Below are 18,555 nucleotides of genomic sequence, written 5' to 3' on the forward strand. Positions count from 1 at the left end.
TTCACAAAACAATGAAAATTCCTGGATTTCCTGGCAGCAAAAATAAAATAGCAATAAGGCCAGATCGAAAATCCAAATCCTTAATTCCTCAATTGACAAGTTGGCATCCCTGGTTACGTCAACTTCTGGATTGGACAGTAACATCGGGATCTGTGCTGTTATGTTTACTCATGTTGCCAACCCGATTGCCAGGTATGGAATTATTGGGTATTGGGCCTAACTGGTTACTAATTTGGGTGGTAGCTTGGAGTGTGAAACGCTCTGTTTTTGAGGGTGCATTGGCGGGTATTGTTCTCGGTCTACTACAAGACGCTATGACATCACCTAACCCTACCCATGCTATTAGCTTGGGAATAGTAGGAATGCTAACTAGCCTGATTCAGAAGCAGCGTTTTATTCAAGAAGACTTCATTTCTATTGCTTTGATCGTCTTTGGGATGGCGGTGGTGGCAGATACTATTTTTGCTGTGCAATTATCTATATTGGGTGGTAGCTGTGGTGAACAATGCGTCCGCAAAGTTGAAGATATCTGGACATATTATCAGCGTGTTGCTTTAGCTTCTGCTATTCTCAGTAGCCTGTGGGCTCCTGTCGTTTACTATCCCTTGAATCGCTGGTGGCAACAGATGAAATTAATTAATAATTCGTAATTTGTAGGTAGAAAATAGGGATGTTAACCCCAGTAACAGTTTCCTCAAATATGGTAGGTAGTGAATTTGATTCCCTGATGATGCAACGGTGTTTGCAACTAGCCCGGCGTGCTTTGGGACGCACTTCACCAAATCCATTAGTGGGGGCAGTGATTGTTAAAGATGGGGAGATTGTCGGAGAGGGGTTTCATCCCTGCGCGGGTGAACCTCATGCTGAGGTTTTTGCTCTTAGAGCGGCCGGGGAAAAAAGCCATGGAGCGACAATTTATGTCAGCTTGGAACCTTGTAACCATTATGGACGGACTCCACCCTGTTCTGAAGCGTTGATAGCGGCTGGTGTCTCTAAGGTTGTGGTGGGTATGGTTGACCCTAACCCTTTAGTGGCCGGAGGTGGCATTGCTCGTTTGCGTGCGGCGGGAATAGAAGTGCTAGTAGGGGTAGAAGAGGCTGCTTGCCGTCAATTAAATGAAGGTTTTATTTATCGTATTCTCCACAAACGACCTTTAGGAATTTTGAAATATGCTATGACTTTGGATGGCAAAATTGCTACTAGTTCAGGTCATAGTGCTTGGATAACCAATCAAGAAGCCCGCAGCGAAGTCCATCAATTGCGGGCTGCTTGTGATGCTGTAATTGTTGGTGGAAACACCGTTAGATACGATAATCCTTACTTAACTAGCCATCAGCAGGGAAGCAATAATCCTTTGCGAGTGGTCATGAGTCGTAGTCTTAATTTGCCAGAAAATGCTCGTATTTGGGAAGTTGCGGAGGCTCCAACTGTGGTGCTGACTGAAGTGGGTAGTTCACCCGATTTTCATAAGCTGTTGCTCGAAAAAGGGGTAGAAGTGTTGGAGTTTCCGTCATTGACACCAGAAAAGGTAATGACTTATTTGTATGAGCGTGGTTTTTGTAGCGTACTTTGGGAATGTGGTGGTACTTTAGCAGCAAGTGCGATCGCTCAAGGGGCAGTTCAAAAAATCCTCGCTTTTATCGCCCCTAAAATCATTGGTGGTAGTCATGCTCCTACCCCTGTAGGTGACTTAGGTTTTACCACCATGACCGAGGCTTTATCTTTAGAACGTGTTCACTGGCGTGTGGTCGGTTCTGACTGTTTAGTAGAAGGTTATTTGTCAGAAAAAAGTCATTAGTCATTGGTCATTGCTTCAGATGTTATTCTCCCTCTTTTCCTCTGCTTCCCTTTTTCTGTCATCTGCTTATTACTGCTGACGTTCATAAGCAAGATCACGGATAAGACTTAACCGGGCGCGAATATAGTCACAAAGAAAATCAGTTTCGTTGGGATCTAATAAAGCTTGCTTTGTGGTTTGTTTAACTAACCATTGTACCAAGCTAGCATCGTCAAGTTGCAAAAGAGTCACGGTTTGGGCGGCTTCAACTATAGACCAAAGCTGACGCATAATCGTGGGAGTCATCAGACCTCTATTAAATTATTAGCTTAGTTGTTTCCAGATTACACAATTTCGATCTTAGCTGACGAAATAAATCCACAAGCTGAGACAAGTATTATTAAAAACTTAATAAACAGATTTATCTCTTTATAAAGATTAACAATCGGCAATCCTGCTTGATTAAGTTAACAAAAATTTACTTGGCTAAAAAAGACTTGTAGTTATTGTCAGCAAAGAGTATTGTATCTAATTATAGCGTTTCCCACTAAGCGTGATATACAAAATTACCCCTCTCCAACCCTCCCTTTGGTAAGGGGAGCGATAGCGCGGGTGGGGTGTATTTCATGAGCTTGGGAATTGCCATATAACTCTTGATATTCATGAGTTTGAACTAGAGGCTACAGCAGGAGTCAGGAGTCAGGAGTCAGGAGTTAGGAGTAAAACTGGCTTGGTGTCTAGGGTTCAATTTTGATTCTGTGCCTCATTAATCTGCAACCCGCTGTATATAATCTATGTTTTCAAATTTAAGGTGTTTAAGCAAGAATTAACCAGAGTAAAACTACTATAAATACATATGAAAATTAATTAGCTTTAGTAATTAAATTTACATAGTTTTATGGTAAAAATCCTTAAAATATATATAGCAATTCTCAATCTCATGAAATACACCCCACCCGCGCTGTCGCGCACCCTCCCCTTGGTAAGGGGAGGGTTGGGGAGGGGTAATTTTGTATCTAAGCTAGAGTGGGAAAGGCTATATTTAGCGTTAATTCGATTAACCTTAGAAGTAAAAACATATCTAGAATCAAGCTTCTAGCAATCTCAATTGAGGTTGAATAACCCCATAATAAATTTTATCGAGAAAAAAATATCAAATCATAATTATCATTAGAGAATTGAAATAAAAACTTCGCTTCTATAGCGGTTCTCGGTTGAGTGAGATACAAGAACCCCACCCCCAACCCCCTCCCCGCAAGCGATGAGGGGGCTATGATGTATTTCATTCAAATGCATACCGCTATAAGATTATTTAATTATTTAAAGCCACATTTCTCTACATAATAAGTGCGATGGTTAAGCCTGAAAACAACTGGAACACCCTTGAGGAAACTTGCTTAACTCCAGAGCAAATTTCATTGAGTTCAATAGCTGCTTATTGCTACAACAGTCAATTTGGCAAACTTTTACCTGATGCTTTTTACATCCATATTTTGGCGCTGTATAGCCTTGATACACGACTTCAAGAGTATGAAAGCCGCGCTCGCAGTGCTGCACCTCAATTAGAGAAAGCAACACTAGTTAAATTTAGCACTAATAAACCCAAGATTTCCTACTTATTTTATCCTGATTTTGATACTGACCCCCACCCCGCTTTACAAGCCAGTATTCAAGTTGATGTCGAAACTCTCATTGTTGGCTTTCGAGATTACAGAGATACAGAAAATCCTCCTATTCTTCATCGCAAAGAAACCTTCGTTACTCCTGACTATCCCCTTTATCATGAGTTTGCAGCCTTAACACGCGCTCAAGAAGCGTTAGGTTTACTAGATAACACCAGAGGTATCGGGACAAAATTGGGTTGGGAAAAGCGGTTACAAGCCTATGGTGTAGAAATACAGGGACATAGCTTGATTCAGAAGCCAATAAGTACTGCTACAGCACCATTTATTCCCAAAATAGAACGACATAAAGCGGCTATTGTGCGCCATGATTTATCCCGTCCTGTGCGTTTAGGGATTGAGTCTGGCTTATTTACTCCAGAAACGACCTTTTTTGATTATGGGTGTGGACATGGCGGGGATGTAAAGCGTATTGCTGAAGAAGGTTATATTAGTTGCGGCTGGGACCCTTATTACTCACCGGATACTCCCCTCATACCTGCGGGTATTGTTAACATTGGCTTTGTCATTAATGTGATTGAAGACCAAGGTGAACGACGGGAAGCCTTGATTAAAGCCTGGGAATTAGCTCAGAATGTGCTGTTAGTGTCTGCCCAAGTTTTGATAGCTGATAGCAAAAGAGGTGTCGTGGCTTATGGTGATGGCATTATTACTAACCGCAACACATTTCAGAAATATTATGAACAAGAAGAATTAAAAGTTTACATTGACCAAGTGTTAGGAGTTGATGCAATTCCTGTGGCTTTGGGAGTTTACTTTGTGTTTCGAGATGAAGCTGAAGCTGAGTTATTTCGGGCTTCTCGTTTTCGTTCTCGCGCTACTACTCCTAGAGTTAGGGCTTGTGTGAAGCGGTTTGAAGAGTATCAGGAACTTTTAGCACCGTTGATGGCTTTTATTACCGAACGGGGAAGACTGCCTAGTAAGGGTGAATTGGCGCAAGAAGGGGAAATTTGTACAGAATTTGGGAGTTTACGACGAGCATTTCATGTCATTATACAGGCTACGGACTCTGACGAGTGGGATGCGATCGCAGATAAACGCCGTCAAGACTTGATGGTTTATTTAGCATTGTGTAAATTTAGCCGTCGTCCCAAACTAGGACAATTAACACCAGCAGTACAAGAAGATATACTTGGTTTATTTAGTAGTTATAAACAAGCTTGTTTAGATGCAGATCAAATGCTACGCAGCTTGGGAAATACAGAACTAATTATCAAACGTTGTCAAGAAAGTAAGATCGGTAAAAAATTACCTAATTCTCTTTGGGTTCATATTTCTGCATTACAAGCCCTTGATCCTTTATTACGACTTTACGAAGGTTGTGCTAGTCGTACTATTGGGAGATTAGAAGCAGCAAATGTGATTAAATTTCATCTCAAAACACCTAAAATTTCCTATTTATTTTATCCTGATTTTGATACTAATCCCCATCCAGCATTGTGTAGAGGAATGGAAATTGATTTGCGGGATTTACAAGTTACTTATCGAGAATATGATCTTGATGATGACCCACCAATATTACATCAAATAGATTTTTTAGTAACTCCTGACTATCCCCAGTATGAAAAGTTTGCTAAGTTAACTCGTCAAGAAGAAGATTGGGGGTTGTTGGAAAATTGGCGCAGTATTAGTCATGTTTCTGGGTGGAATAAATGTTTAGAAGACCACTGTGCAGTACTTAAAGGTTATAAATTATCTTGGCGAAAAGATGCTGATGCATATAAAGTAAAAGTGTTACAGTCTGCTATGAGAAGTCGTAAAAGCAAAAGATGTAATTCGGTAAAAACTCAGGAGTCAGGAGTCAGGAGTCAGAATGCTGATGAAATCAGGAATAGAAAGAAGTAATACTTGCTCAAAATCATCAAAATTGACTCAAAAAGCCTTTATAGCCTTTCCCACTCTAGTTAGATACAAAATTACCCCTCCCCAACCCTCCCCTTGGTAAGGGGAGGGTGCGCGACAGCGCGGGTGGGGTGTATTTCATGAGATTGGGAATTGCTATATTTTCCTGACTTGGAGTATTCTCTAGTCTGAATATTTACGTAATTCGTAATTACTAGCAGGGTTTAGAAATGCTAAAGTCCTACAAATGAAAATTATGTTTTGGCTAATTTAACCCAATGTTCAATTCCTTTTTTTGTGGGTTGTCCAAGATTACCAAATGTCCAAATATCTCTTTTGTGCTGAAGTCCATAACTAATATGAATTGGTCTTTGGCTTCCGTAAAAGTAGAGAGAATCAAAAGGTAATTTGGTTTGTAAAATCCATTCAACAAGGGATTCACTAGATAAATCTGCAATGATAAAATCACAAGCAGCACCCAATCTTTCACAATAGTATTTAGCATTTTTATTAATTTCATGACTCATGTGTTGATCTAAATTGGGTGCAACACGACCATTTTTTTGACCTGTTAATGGGTCTTTCTTTTCAAGATATTTTTTTAAATCTGCTGAACAAAAGCCATAGGTGAGATGAAATTTATCTATGCCGTAATTGTCAATAATTGGGTCGATGATATATTTATTTAAATCTTGTAATGCGGGAATTACTTCCTTGATATTTTGGGGAAATGGGTTGATGTGTTCGGCATATTTATGATAAGTCTGGGTGCAGGTACAAAATTCTGATAGTGTGAGATATTTGCCTAGTTTTAATTCTTCGATGTTCATGCAGCAGAAGTCAGGAGTAAAAATGGCTTGGTGTATGGGTTTTAATTTAGATTTTGTACCTCTTAACTAAGCAAACTGCTGTATTAGAAGTTGTGATCATCATATTACTCTAGTCCTGGTATTGTTCCCTGTCCTTTTGGTGTCTTGGTTTTTCTTTTACTTGTACTTTTTGGTTTGCTGTTGTGTAATTTTTCTCTTTCTGCTCTAATTTTTTCTAGTAATATTGATGCTGGTTCATCTTCAGGATCTTGGGGGACTAGTTCTCCTCGGAAGGCTTTGGATAATATTGATTGATTGAGTTTTTCTAGTTTTTTGGTTGCTTGTTGATAATTTTCCGTAATCACTTCAACTTTGTGAAGTATGTATTTAATACTATTAACTACTTCTATTTGTTCATTAATAGGAGCTAAAATTAGCGGTATTTCACGTACTCTTTGACAATTTAGTGCTTGTGGACCAGAACCACTTCCTAATTCTCTAGTAGCTGCATATTGGTATTGAAACCAGTACCAAAGATATTCTGATACAACCAACCCATGATTTAAAATAATAGCTGCAATATTTTGATTAATAGTAGCTTTAATTTCTAATATAGATGTTTGTCCTCTAGTTTTACCCTGTCCTATCATTGCTAGAAGAACAGTTCCTTTTGGTAGTATTCTAACCGAAGTATTTTTATATCCAAGTTCTGTAATTTTCTCACGAGTCTCATAAATTATATTATTAACAACTTCTCCCGAACTTACCCAAGGTATTGAACCTTTCCAATATTCTTCTACATTTCTAGAAGGTGTACTTCCATTACAAACATTTCCAATACTATTAATAGTACAGCTAATCCACGTTTCTGGTAAATATGAATATTTTTGTTGACTGGAGAATTGAGCTTCTTCGTCATAAACTTTTTTAACTGTAGAAATTTCTCTAGCAGTTTCAGCGAGTTCAAATCTTTTATTTTTAATCCTCTCCAACAAAACTGAAGCAGGTTCAACATCTGGATTTTTTTCGCGCCAATCGGCTGTTAAATCGCCTCTAAAGGCTGCTGCGAGGACGGATTGACGAAAGCGATCGCACAACTGCGGTATGGCTTCTAGGGCTTGTTGGGCTTTTTGAGAGCGATCGCTCAACTCCTCAATTTTGGCAACTATCCGCTTTTGCTCGTTGAGGGGTGGAAGGGGGATTTTTAGTTGCCTGATATGATTTAAATTAACTCTTGGGCGTGTTGTTCCTTTTGTATCTGTCTGTAGTTGAACAATAATAATTTGAGAATTTAGGAGATAAATTAAGTATTTTTTTAATGCAAATTTTTCATTGATTCTTGCTCTAACAACATCTGCAACAATTATTCCATTACTAAGATGATCAGGGACAAGACAAGCTTTACCTAAAGGATCTCCTAATTTTGTAATAATGATATCACCTTTTTTAAAAGTATGCCTTTCTAGCTCTTGACCTTTTTCAACACTGACAAACTTAATATTTTTATCAATAAAAATGTTTCTGTCAATATTTTGTAACCTGATAATTGGAATACCACTATCTATATATTCAGATGCTTTTAGATTTGATCCAAAAGGACCATCAACAATATCATTTTTTGGATTTATACATAAGTCCTCTAAAGTAGTTAGCTCCCAACCTTCCGGCAAATCTAATAAATCATCACTCATAATAAACTATCTCTTACCCTTTGCGCCTCTGCGTGAAGCATATTTATATCATTAAACCATTAAAATTAAAAATCCAAAAATCCGAGAAATAAAAATTATCTGCGTTCATCCGCGTTCAATGATTTAATTAACGTAACGCATCAGAATAGAAATTAATAAATTAATCCTGTAAATCCTTAAATCCTGATTCAGACAAAAAATTAAACTTCCCAATCTTCAAACTGTAAACCATTTACCCGGCTAAACTCCTTAACATTATGCGTCACTAATATCAAATTATTCGCCATAGCAATAGCCGCAATTTGTAAATCATTGTGACCAATAATAATTCCCTTCCTTGATAATTCTGCCTTAATTCTTCCATAAATGAGAGAAGCATCATCATCAAATGGCAATGAAATAAACAACTTGAGAAAATCTTGCTGTTTAATCAAAGTTTTCTCAAGATTATTGCTTTTCATCGCGCCATAAAATAACTCACCTTTAACTACAGAACAAACCGCAATATCCGCAACATTAGTTGAACGTAAACGCTGCCGAATTGTTAAAGATTTACCATTAAGATAACGAGCGCAAACATTAGTATCTAGCAAATAAATCATGCAGCTTCTTCTCTTTGTTCAAAATTATCCTCATCATCAAGAAGAATTGGATCATCTTCACAACTACCATAAGTCTGTTCAAAAAAACCAGGAGGCCAGCCTAATTCCTCCGGTGATTTTTGTGGTGTATCCTGTTTTTGTGATAACAAATTTAAAGACTCAATAAAATTTAAAACCTGCTCTTGTTGTTGAGGTGTTAAATTCTGTACTTTCTCTAAAATAGCCTGTGTAATAGTCATTTAATTTGCTCCCTTAACTGAATAAAACACATTTTCCTAAATTCATTATACCTTATTTATTAATCCCCACACTCACCCAGAAACGAACTTTTTAATTTTTAATTATTCTCCATCCTGGAAATCCTTAAATCCTGTAAATCCTGATTCTGACAAAATAATTACAAATTATCTGATAAACCTACCGAAGCACTAACAGCCTCTGCGGCTTCCTCCCCTTCCAGCAATATCATCAAAGCGGCCATTTCCTTAGTCGCAATTCGCAACTTTTCCATAATCTCTGCTGCAATTATTTCCGGTTCAGGTAAATTATCCCCAGATTGCAAACTTTCATCCCGTAACCAAGAAATATCTAAATTCTCATTTCTCTTTTCAATATACTCCCGCGTAAAACAGCGAAAACGCCCATTTTCCCCCAAATCTACACGAAGACTATCACCATTAGCATCATCACCATAACACTGTTCAAACTCAGCAAAATGATCACGAGTTAAAGGATAACGCTTACCAAAACTGGGCATATTTGTACGCATATCATAAAACCAAACATTTTTAGTGTTAGCTTTCTCCATTGTCCCCCGCTGGAAAAATAACACATTCGTTTTCACACCTTGAGCATAAAAAATCCCAGTTGGTAGCCTTAAAATCGTGTGTAAATTACACTTATTCATCAAATCAGCCCGAATAGACTTACCCTGTCCATCTTCAAACAGCACATTATCCGGCAAAACCACCGCAGCGCGTCCCCCTGGTTTGAGTGACCTGTAAATGTGCTGCAAAAACCCCAATTGCTTGTTTGAGGTCGGAAAAGTAAAATCATCTCTCGAAGGCAGTCCACCGCCTTTTTTAGTGCCAAAGGGGGGATTTGTGAGAATGACATCAGCCTTAGCTAAACGCTGTCCTGTTGGACTCAGAGTATCACCTAAATCAACAGCCCCTTCAATACCGTGTAACATCATATTCATCAACAGCAAGCGGTGAGCATCCTGCACCAACTCCATGCCATAAAACGCCTGATGCTGCTGAAAAGATTGTAAGGCTTCTGGCCATTCAAACACATCATGATTTTGCCGAATATAGCGATCGCCGGCAATTAAAAACCCACCCGTACCCGCAGCAGGGTCTTGAATTAATTCTCCTGGTTGGGGCTTAATCAAAGTCACCATGCAATCAATCAAAGGTCTAGGGGTGAAATACTGACCCGCACCAGATTTCTTTTCATCAGCGTTTTTCTGAAGTAACCCTTCATACAAATCACCAAACTCATCTCGATGCTCAGAAAACCAGTCCAATTCATCAATACTGGTAACAAGCTTTTTGAGAATGCGGGGTATTTTCAAAGAAGTTTGAGCATTAACAAAAATCGCCTGTACCCGTTGAGAAGAACTTTCAGAACCCAACATCAGTAACAGGGATCTATAAAATATCAGTTGTTCCGTTTCACCCTTACTAACCAAATCACCCCAGCGATAACCCTCTGATAATTGCTTTTCAGCCCCCGTTTCCTGTGCCATCTTCAGGAATAGGAGATAGGTTAATTCTGTAACGTATTGTAGGTACGTAACGCCATCATCTCGTAAAACATCGCATAGTTTCCAAAGCTTTTGAACAATATCAGAAGTAGCAGCCATAAATAGAAACCTATCGTGAATATATAAGTAATACCCCCCTTAGTCCCCCCTTGGAAAGGGGGGAAATAGAGAATCTTGTCCCCTCCCCTTGACAAGGGGAGGGTTAGGGAGGGGTAACTTCTTCTCCTTAGAAAGCCGGGAAATAGATAATACCTTTTACCAAACTTGGAAAGGGAGAAAATAAAGAATCTTATCCCCAATCTTCTTGGAAAGAGGGTGAAAAAGAATATATTCTTCTCCTTAGAAAGCCGGGAAATAGATAATACCTTTTACCAAACTTGGAAAGGGAGAAAATAAAGAATCTTGTCCCCAATCTTCTTGAAAAGGGGGGAAAAAAGAATATATTCTTCGCCTTTGAAAAGGGGAGAAATAAAGAATCTTGTCCCCTCCCCTTTGCAAGGGGAGGGTTAGGGAGGGGTAACTTCTTTCAAAATACAAACAACTTCCCTAATCTTATCCACCACACCATCAACATTTTGATAAACTTCCTGATTGGTAAATCGTAAAATCTTCGTACCTTTTGATTCCAAAAATACTTGACGTTCCCAGTCATATTCTGGAATACCTTCTTGATAGTGACTATCGCCATCAATTTCTATAGCAAGTTTTAATTCACAAGAATAAAAATCAACTACAAATCTGTCAATACTGTATTGTCTGCGAAATTTACAGCCTTCAACTTGTTGACTTCTAAGTTTTGCCCAAACTATTTTTTCGGCTGGGGGTATATTTTTTCTAAGAGTTTGTCGTTTTTGCTTTTCTGAGGTTTTGTTATACAGCTTTGTCATCAGTACTTTCTATGCTTATTTTTTTGAATGATCTCGTTTCTTTAATAGGGTTTACCCCTCCCTAACCCTCCCCTTGTAAAGGAGAGGGGACAAGATTACTTATTTAGAATTGATAATCTGGTAGATGGTATTTACCGTTTTCCTTATCAAGGGGAGGGGACAAGATTACTTATTTAGAATTGATAATCTAATAGATGGTATTTACCGTTTTCCTTATCAAGGGGAGGGGACAAGATTTTCTATTTTCCCCCTTGTGAAGAGGAGGGAACTAAATTTTCCGGTTTCCCCCTTTTCCAAGGGGGGACTAAGGGAGGGTAAAAACGATATCAAGCCACATTCCAAATACTCTCATGAATCTGAATCACAATATTTTCTAAATCACCATCAAAAACCGTATTTAACCTATCAAATCCTCCACCTTGAGCCTTAAATTCCCCTTTATCCAAAGCTTCTCGATCAACGATTGTTTCCGCTTTTAGCTGTTTACCAATTCGTTCTAACCACTTGCGTTGAGGAGGTGTCCAAGGTTGACTGGCCAGGATTTTCTTCATCGCCCGATCTACCCTTTCTGTGTAGGGAATCAAAGCATCACCCAAAGTAGCTTGACGGATAAAGCCAATAATAGAAGCAGCAATATCTTCATTAGTGGTTTCTCGCCATGCAGTTTTGAGGTTAGTTTCTGTATATCCTGCGGTATCTAATCGCATTCGCAATTCCTTGAGTTGCGCCCTTGTTAACTCACGGGGACGCTGGGTAACAACTATCAAAGCGGGAATTTTATTCATATTTTCTAACAAGAAAGCCCTAAAACTATCTAAATAATCTTCTGGACGTTCAGCATTGCCATAACCCCGTTCAATTCCTATTAACTCATCACTATGACGGGAAACCAATATTGGTTTATTTCCACCATCTCGACGATCCAGAATTTGCGCTAATGTTTTTCTTTGTTCCCACCATTCCTTTACCTGTTGGGGTGTACTTTGTTTGAGATGGGAAACCATATTTGGTATTGGCATTCCTGCGATCGCTTCTAACTGTTCTTGACTATTAGCACTCAAATACCTGCGTTTGCGCTGAATTTTCGCCAGGAGTTGGTTAATGACTGTTTCTAAGGCATCAGGATTGTTGACTGTTTCCAACTCTTCTACCAATTGAGTAAAGGAAATATTGGGGTTAACTACCACAGGCTTCATACTCGAAACAGGTGCGATCGCTTCATATAATCGCACGGCATCGAAAATTTTAAACACCTCTTTACCAATATCATGACAGAGGCGTGTAGCCCTTCCCAGCATTTGCTCGTAGAGAATCCGAGAATTGACTCGACGAATAAATACTAAATTACAAATTGGCGGAACATCAATGCCTGTAGTGAGTAAGTCTACAGTAACGGCCACTTTCGGATTAACTTCATTACGAAACTTTCTAATTAACTCTAATGGCTTGTCGGCATTACCTGTAATTTTGACAATTGCATCATCTTCGACACTGCCATAGGTATCCTGAAAGGCTTGTTTAAGCTGGTTGACAACAATATCTGCATGACCATCTGTAGCACAAAAAATCAAGGTTTTTTCTGGCAGTGATGGATCAATATGCTGTGCTAAAGCTTCACAAACAACTCGATTAAAATCTTCTGTAATTACTTTGCGGTTAAACTGTTCTACTTCAATTTTTACCTCATCTGGTGCATGAACTAAGTCAAGTTTCCCAGTTTGGGGATTGAAAAATTCCATCTCCTCCCCAGGGTTCCAAACCATCCCCTCTTCCGAAAGCTTTGTTCTAATTTGGAAAGGTGGTTCATGATCAATTAACCAACCATCTATCACCGCTTCTTTATAGCCGTAAGTATAAACAGGTTTACCAAAAATTTGTGTTGTGTGTAGGGCTGGAGTGGCTGTTAAACCAATCTTTACAGCGTCGAAATGCTCCAACACTCGACGGTATTTTGAGACGTAATCGTTAAAATCCCGAAATTCTATTTCGCGATCGCTCAATTCTCGATCTAGTAAATAGCCCCGGTGACACTCATCCACGACAATGCAATCATACTGATCTGCCGTAATCACAGATGTACTGTCAGACGGGTAAAGAACTCGCTTTACCATGCCCTGCACTGTGGAAATATGAACTTTGGTATCCCGATCAATTTCCGTGTCTTTTAAGCCCTTGATCTCGAAGATATCAGCGAAACTTTGCAGGTTCTCCATTCGGGAATCTTTAAAAGCGTTGTCAGTTTGTTCACCTAACGCAGTGCGATCAACTAAAAATAAGATGCGTCGAAATCGCTTGGTTTTGAGTAAGCGATACACCAAAGCAATACAAGTTTTAGTTTTACCTGTGCCTGTTGCCATTGCTAACAGTAATACCCGGTTTTCCCTGGATAAGGCAGACTCTACAGCTTGAATGGCACGAATTTGATAATCACGTAATTGCAATCCATAGTTAAAGCCTTCTTGAGTTAAACGAGTATGTGCTTGGTCAATATCTTGAGACAGGGCATCTAGTAAGCCTTGAGGACTGTACCATGTGGAAAGACACACCCGCAGATTAGTGGGACGACGCAAATCACAGAACCAAATCCCACTTTTGGTTTGAAGTTGCTGTAAGTATGGCCTGCCGTTGGTAGCAAAAACAAAGGGAACTTTATATTTATTCCCAGAACCACTAGAAAAAATTTCTCCTTCAATTTGGAAACCTTCACTGTAGCGTTTTGCTTGGTTTAATGCCCCTTCAGAAACATCTTTACTTTGACGCTTGGCTTCCACTACTCCTACAATCTGCAAGCCACAGAATAAGGCATAGTCAGCGCGTCCATTTGCTGTAGGATATTCTGCGATCGCTAAATTTCTTCCCTTTTGAGGACGGACACCATTTTGATAAGTTAATGCTTCTGAATCTGCTTCCCATTTAGCAGCTTGCAGTTGAGCATCAATGAGTTTCCGTGTTTCTCTCTCATCCAGAAGCACATCACTTTCAGAAATCTGAGCTTGGGTAATGGTTTGCTGAATTGTTTGTTGGGATTTTTTCTTAGCTTGAGCTTGAATTTCATTCAGGTGATTTAACACTTCCTGAATTTTGGACTCTGCTTCCCGTGCTAAATCCTCTGCAACTATCCGACGCTGGGCTTCTATTTCTGCCAGTGTTTGGGCTAATTCAACCGCCGAAAGTTTTTCTTTGACCTCATCTCGCAAGCGTGCTAACTCGGCTTTAAGAGATTCTGTTTCTATTTTTGGATCAGGTGGGGGAATAAATGGATCTGGGGCAAAATTAGGATTTTTGGTAAATACTCGATGAAACCAAATCCCTAACACACGAGCATATTTCAGGCCACTTAAAGCGGTGCGGTGATTTCCTGAAAGTTCATGTGTTGCTGTGTTGCCAATTTTACGTAGTTCATGGAATAGTCTATCAACTTCTCCCTTGAGTAATCCGCGATCGCGCAAACGATTGAGCAAATCAATCTGTTTTTCATTCTCTAACTCATACAGTCCAATATTAGCTGCTGCTAACTGCGCCAGCAATTCACCAAACTGCCGCAATTTAATCAAACAGGTGTTGGGATCATCTGCAAAATATCGCTCGGCTAGAGTCGCTAATCGAACCAGTTGTATGTCGTGGACTGCAAGGAATGAGAAGTTTAATGACTCTGGCATACTGGCTTTTGAGAGAATCTGTCCAGTTAGTTTCAAGTTGTCTCAAATAACCTAATCAAGACTCCTCTTGTTGTAGGTTGCCCAAATTAACTTAGTCATAGTCTAGCAGTAATTCAAGTCTCATAATATACATCTAACTAAAAATTTGGAAAATATTATTAATCTGTGAATATATAGCAATTCCCAAGCTCATGAAATACACCCCACCCGTGCTGTCGCGCACCGTAGCCTTACCAAGGGGAGGATTGGGGAGGGGTAATTTTGTATCTAACTAGAGTGAGAAAGGCTATTGTACGTTCGCAAATTAAATGTCGCTTTTCGCAAATTAGTGTCGCAACTGCTTTTAAGGACTAAAACCTTTATTCTATAAGCATCATAAGCTATTTACCCCTACAAAAGACTAAGTTACCTAATTCGCATATTGTATGTCGTAAAACCTGGTTTCGCAAATTAAATGTCGTTTGTTAAGAATTTGGTATTTTGCAAATTAGATGTCGCATTTTTGAGTAATTCATGGTACATTAGTACCTTAATTATTCATGAGTGGGTTTCACTCTATGGCAGACGAAGAATTTGAATTTACTGAAGGAACGACGCAAGTTCCAGATGCTATTTTGCTTGACAAGAGTAATTTTGTGGTAGATCCATCCCAAATTATTCTGGCAACGTCGGATAGACATAAACTGACATTTAATCTAATCCAGTGGCTTGCTGAATCTCCCAACCGCACTATTAAGTCTCAGAGAAAACAGGCAGTTGCAAATACCCTTGATGTTTCTACTCGCCAGGTGGAACGTCTTCTCAAGCAATACGATGAAGACAAGTTAAGAGAGACAGCAGGAATAGAACGAGCCGATAAGGGAAAATATCGAGTTAGCGAATATTGGCAAAACTTCATCACAACAATCTATGAAAAGAGTCTGAAAGAAAAACATCCAATATCACCAGCATCCATAGTTCGTGAAGTGAAGCGACACGCAATTGTGGATCTTGAACTTAAGCTAGGAGAATATCCTCATCAAGCCACTGTTTATAGAATTTTAGATCCTTTAATCGAGCAACAGAAACGGAAAACAAGAGTTAGAAATCCGGGTTCGGGATCTTGGATGACAGTAGTAACACGAGATGGAGAGTTACTTAGGGCTGACTTTAGTAACCAAATTATTCAGTGTGACCATACTAAATTGGATGTTCGCATAGTTGATAATCATGGCAATTTACTGTCTGATCGTCCTTGGCTAACTACTATTGTGGATACTTTTTCAAGCTGTGTTGTTGGTTTTCGCTTATGGATTAAACAACCCGGTTCTACAGAGGTGGCTTTAGCTTTAAGACACGCTATTTTACCTAAAAACTACCCTGAAGATTATCAACTTAATAAGTCTTGGGATGTATGTGGACACCCCTATCAATATTTTTTTACTGATGGTGGTAAAGATTTTCGCTCAAAACATCTCAAAGCTATTGGTAAGAAATTAGGATTTCAGTGTGAATTACGCGATCGCCCACCGGAAGGTGGTATTGTGGAACGGATTTTCAAAACTATTAATACTCAAGTTCTCAAAGAGTTACCTGGTTATACAGGGGCAAATGTTCAGGAACGCCCAGAAAATGCAGAGAAAGAAGCCTGTTTAACTATTCAGGATTTGGATAAGATTCTCGCTAGTTTCTTTTGTGATATCTATAATCACGAGCCTTATCCTAAAGAGCCTCGTGATACGAGATTTGAACGCTGGTTTAAGGGTATGGGAGGAAAACTACCTGAACCTTTGGATGAGCGAGAATTAGATATTTGTTTGATGAAAGAAGCCCAACGAGTTGTTCAAGCTCATGGATCTATTCAATTTGAAAACCTGATTTATCGGGGAGAATTTCTCAAAGCACATAAAGGTGAATATGTAACGCTGAGATATGATCCAGATCATATCCTGAGTTTATATATCTACAGTGGTGAAACTGATGATAATGCAGGAGAATTTTTGGGTTATGCTCATGCCGTTAATATGGATACCCATGATTTAAGTATAGAAGAATTAAAAGCCCTGAATAAAGAGAGAAGTAATGCTCGTAAGGAGCATTTTAACTATGATGCTTTATTAGCATTGGGTAAACGTAAAGAACTTGTAGAGGAACGGAAAGAGGATAAAAAGGCAAAAAGAAACTCAGAACAAAAGCGTCTCCGTTCTGCATCCAAGAAAAATTCCAATGTTATTGAACTACGCAAAAGTAGGACTTCCAAATCTTTGAAGAAACAAGAAAATCAGGAAGTTTTACCAGAGAGAATTTCCAGGGAAGAAATCAAGCTTGAGAAGATAGAACAGCAACCACAGGAAAATCTATCAGCTTCACCTAACACTCAAGAAGAAGAGAGACATAAGTTAGTTTTCTCTAACCGTCAAAAAAATTTGAACAAGATTTGGTAAATTATGGCGCAACCTCAACTTGCAACTCAATCTATTGTTGAAGTCCTAGCCCCAAGGTTAGACATCAAAGCTCAAATTGCTAAAACTATTGATATTGAAGAGATTTTTAGAGCTTGTTTTATCACTACTGATCGGGCTTCGGAATGCTTCAGATGGTTAGATGAATTGCGTATTCTCAAACAATGTGGTCGAATCATTGGACCAAGAAATGTGGGAAAAAGCAGAGCCGCGCTTCACTATCGAGATGAGGATAAAAAACGAGTTTCCTATGTAAAGGCTTGGTCTGCATCGAGTTCTAAGCGGCTATTTTCACAAATCCTGAAGGATATTAATCATGCTGCACCAACAGGTAAACGACAGGATTTACGTCCAAGATTAGCGGGTAGTCTGGAACTATTTGGATTGGAATTGGTGATTATAGATAATGCGGAAAATCTTCAAAAAGAAGCACTGCTAGACTTGAAACAACTTTTTGAAGAGTGTAATGTTCCTATTGTTTTAGCTGGAGGTAAGGAGTTAGATGATCTTTTACACGATTGTGATTTGTTGACTAATTTCCCAACACTCTATGAGTTTGAACGGTTGGAATATGATGATTTCAAAAAAACATTAACTACAATTGAATTGGATGTTTTATCTCTTCCAGAAGCATCTAATTTAGCTGAGGGCAATATTTTTGAGATTTTAGCAGTTAGTACAGAAGCACGAATGGGAATTTTAATCAAGATACTAACTAAGGCTGTTTTACATTCTCTCAAAAATGGATTTCACCGAGTTGATGAAAGTATTTTAGAAAAAATTGCTAGTCGTTATGGCACAAAATATATTCCTCTCAAAAACAGAAATAGGGATTGATGAAGATGATGAAATTCGCCCAAAGTTAGGCTATGTTGAACCTTATGAGGAGGAGAGTATTAGTCATTATCTAGGGCGTTTGCGACGGTTTAAGGCTAACAGCCTACCGTCAGGATACTCTTTGGGAAAAATTGCTGGACTCGGTGCAATGATTTCACGTTGGGAGAAGCTTTATTTCAATCCTTTTCCTACTCTACAAGAGTTGGAGGCTTTGTCCTCTGTGGTGGGAGTTAATGCAGATAGATTAATAGAAATGCTCCCCTCTCAGGGAATGACGATGAAGCCTAGACCAATTAGGTTATGTGGGGCTTGTTATGCAGAATCTCCTTGTCATCGGATTGAGTGGCAGTGTAAGGATAGAATGAAATGCGATCGCCACAATTTACGTTTATTAATAAAATGTACTAATTGTGAAACTCCTTTCCCGATTCCCGCAGATTGGGTTAAAGGTCAATGTCCTCATTGTTCCCTGCCTTTTGCAAAGATGGCGAAAAGGCAAAGGCGTGATTAGATTGTGGGAATAAGGCCATTATTACAGAGTGCTTTGCAATTCTTACGGA

The 18,555-nt window shown here is 39.0% G+C and carries 14 protein-coding genes; 6 read left to right on the forward strand and 8 right to left on the reverse strand.

The window, feature by feature from the left end:
• Positions 1-11 precede the first annotated feature (11 nt).
• Both mreD and ribD read left to right on the forward strand, forming a co-directional pair.
• Positions 12-650, forward strand: coding sequence for a rod shape-determining protein MreD (gene mreD, locus ACOWPH_RS25030; RefSeq protein WP_015212823.1), 639 nt, complete (start codon positions 12-14; stop codon positions 648-650).
• A gap of 20 nt (positions 651-670) precedes the next feature.
• Entirely contained in the window at positions 671-1,798 is a 1,128-nt protein-coding gene (gene ribD, locus ACOWPH_RS25035) for a bifunctional diaminohydroxyphosphoribosylaminopyrimidine deaminase/5-amino-6-(5-phosphoribosylamino)uracil reductase RibD (RefSeq protein WP_015212824.1), read from the forward strand.
• A gap of 69 nt (positions 1,799-1,867) precedes the next feature.
• Here the strand turns inward: ribD and ACOWPH_RS25040 are convergent, their stop codons facing one another.
• Positions 1,868-2,083 carry a hypothetical protein gene (locus tag ACOWPH_RS25040; RefSeq protein WP_015212825.1) on the reverse strand — a complete coding sequence of 72 codons (216 nt, stop codon included), beginning with the start codon at positions 2,081-2,083 and terminating at the stop codon, positions 1,868-1,870.
• A gap of 1,046 nt (positions 2,084-3,129) precedes the next feature.
• On the opposite strand from ACOWPH_RS25040, the gene ACOWPH_RS25045 reads away from it, so the two are divergent.
• Positions 3,130-5,304 carry a DNA phosphorothioation-associated putative methyltransferase gene (locus tag ACOWPH_RS25045; protein WP_015212827.1) on the forward strand — a complete coding sequence of 725 codons (2,175 nt, stop codon included), beginning with the start codon at positions 3,130-3,132 and terminating at the stop codon, positions 5,302-5,304.
• A 251-nt stretch (positions 5,305-5,555) separates the two neighbouring features.
• On the opposite strand, the gene ACOWPH_RS25050 is transcribed toward ACOWPH_RS25045, so the two are convergent.
• The 7 genes from ACOWPH_RS25050 to hsdR all read right to left on the reverse strand — a co-directional run bounded on the left by ACOWPH_RS25050 (position 5,556) and on the right by hsdR (position 14,717).
• A complete protein-coding gene (locus ACOWPH_RS25050) occupies positions 5,556-6,131 on the reverse strand; it encodes a hypothetical protein (protein WP_015212828.1) in 576 nt (191 codons plus the stop codon).
• 104 nt (positions 6,132-6,235) lie between these two features.
• On the reverse strand, positions 6,236-7,801 hold the full coding sequence (locus ACOWPH_RS25055) for a restriction endonuclease subunit S (protein ID WP_015212829.1): 1,566 nt from the start codon (positions 7,799-7,801) through the stop codon (positions 6,236-6,238).
• A gap of 200 nt (positions 7,802-8,001) precedes the next feature.
• On the reverse strand, positions 8,002-8,403 hold the full coding sequence (gene vapC, locus ACOWPH_RS25060) for a type II toxin-antitoxin system tRNA(fMet)-specific endonuclease VapC (protein ID WP_015212830.1): 402 nt from the start codon (positions 8,401-8,403) through the stop codon (positions 8,002-8,004).
• Positions 8,400-8,642 carry a hypothetical protein gene (locus ACOWPH_RS25065; RefSeq protein WP_015212831.1) on the reverse strand — a complete coding sequence of 81 codons (243 nt, stop codon included), beginning with the start codon at positions 8,640-8,642 and terminating at the stop codon, positions 8,400-8,402. The genes vapC and ACOWPH_RS25065 overlap by 4 nt, the downstream gene beginning before the upstream one ends.
• 158 nt (positions 8,643-8,800) lie before the next feature.
• On the reverse strand, positions 8,801-10,270 hold the full coding sequence (locus ACOWPH_RS25070) for an N-6 DNA methylase (protein WP_015212832.1): 1,470 nt from the start codon (positions 10,268-10,270) through the stop codon (positions 8,801-8,803).
• A gap of 407 nt (positions 10,271-10,677) precedes the next feature.
• Entirely contained in the window at positions 10,678-11,058 is a 381-nt protein-coding gene (locus tag ACOWPH_RS25075) for an endonuclease domain-containing protein (protein WP_015212833.1), read from the reverse strand.
• Between the two features lie 326 nt (positions 11,059-11,384).
• Complete coding sequence (gene hsdR, locus ACOWPH_RS25080; protein WP_042464508.1) at positions 11,385-14,717, reverse strand: type I restriction-modification system endonuclease; 3,333 nt, start codon at positions 14,715-14,717, stop codon at positions 11,385-11,387.
• Between the two features lie 557 nt (positions 14,718-15,274).
• On the opposite strand from hsdR, the gene ACOWPH_RS25085 reads away from it, so the two are divergent.
• The 3 genes from ACOWPH_RS25085 to ACOWPH_RS25095 are packed head-to-tail and all read left to right on the forward strand — an operon-like array spanning position 15,275 to position 18,506.
• Positions 15,275-17,140: a Mu transposase C-terminal domain-containing protein gene (locus ACOWPH_RS25085; RefSeq protein ID WP_015212835.1), complete on the forward strand. Its 1,866-nt coding sequence runs from the start codon at positions 15,275-15,277 to the stop codon at positions 17,138-17,140.
• Positions 17,141-17,143: 3 nt separating this feature from the next.
• A complete protein-coding gene (locus ACOWPH_RS25090; RefSeq protein WP_015212836.1) occupies positions 17,144-17,995 on the forward strand; it encodes an AAA family ATPase in 852 nt (283 codons plus the stop codon).
• Positions 17,952-18,506: a TniQ family protein gene (locus ACOWPH_RS25095; RefSeq protein ID WP_015212837.1), complete on the forward strand. Its 555-nt coding sequence runs from the start codon at positions 17,952-17,954 to the stop codon at positions 18,504-18,506. The genes ACOWPH_RS25090 and ACOWPH_RS25095 overlap by 44 nt, the downstream gene beginning before the upstream one ends.
• The last annotated feature ends 49 nt before the right edge of the window (positions 18,507-18,555 follow it).

Origin of the sequence: Anabaena sp. PCC 7938, from assembly GCF_049315035.1 — a bacterium.
Taxonomy (GTDB): Bacteria; Cyanobacteriota; Cyanobacteriia; order Cyanobacteriales; family Nostocaceae; genus Anabaena; species Anabaena cylindrica.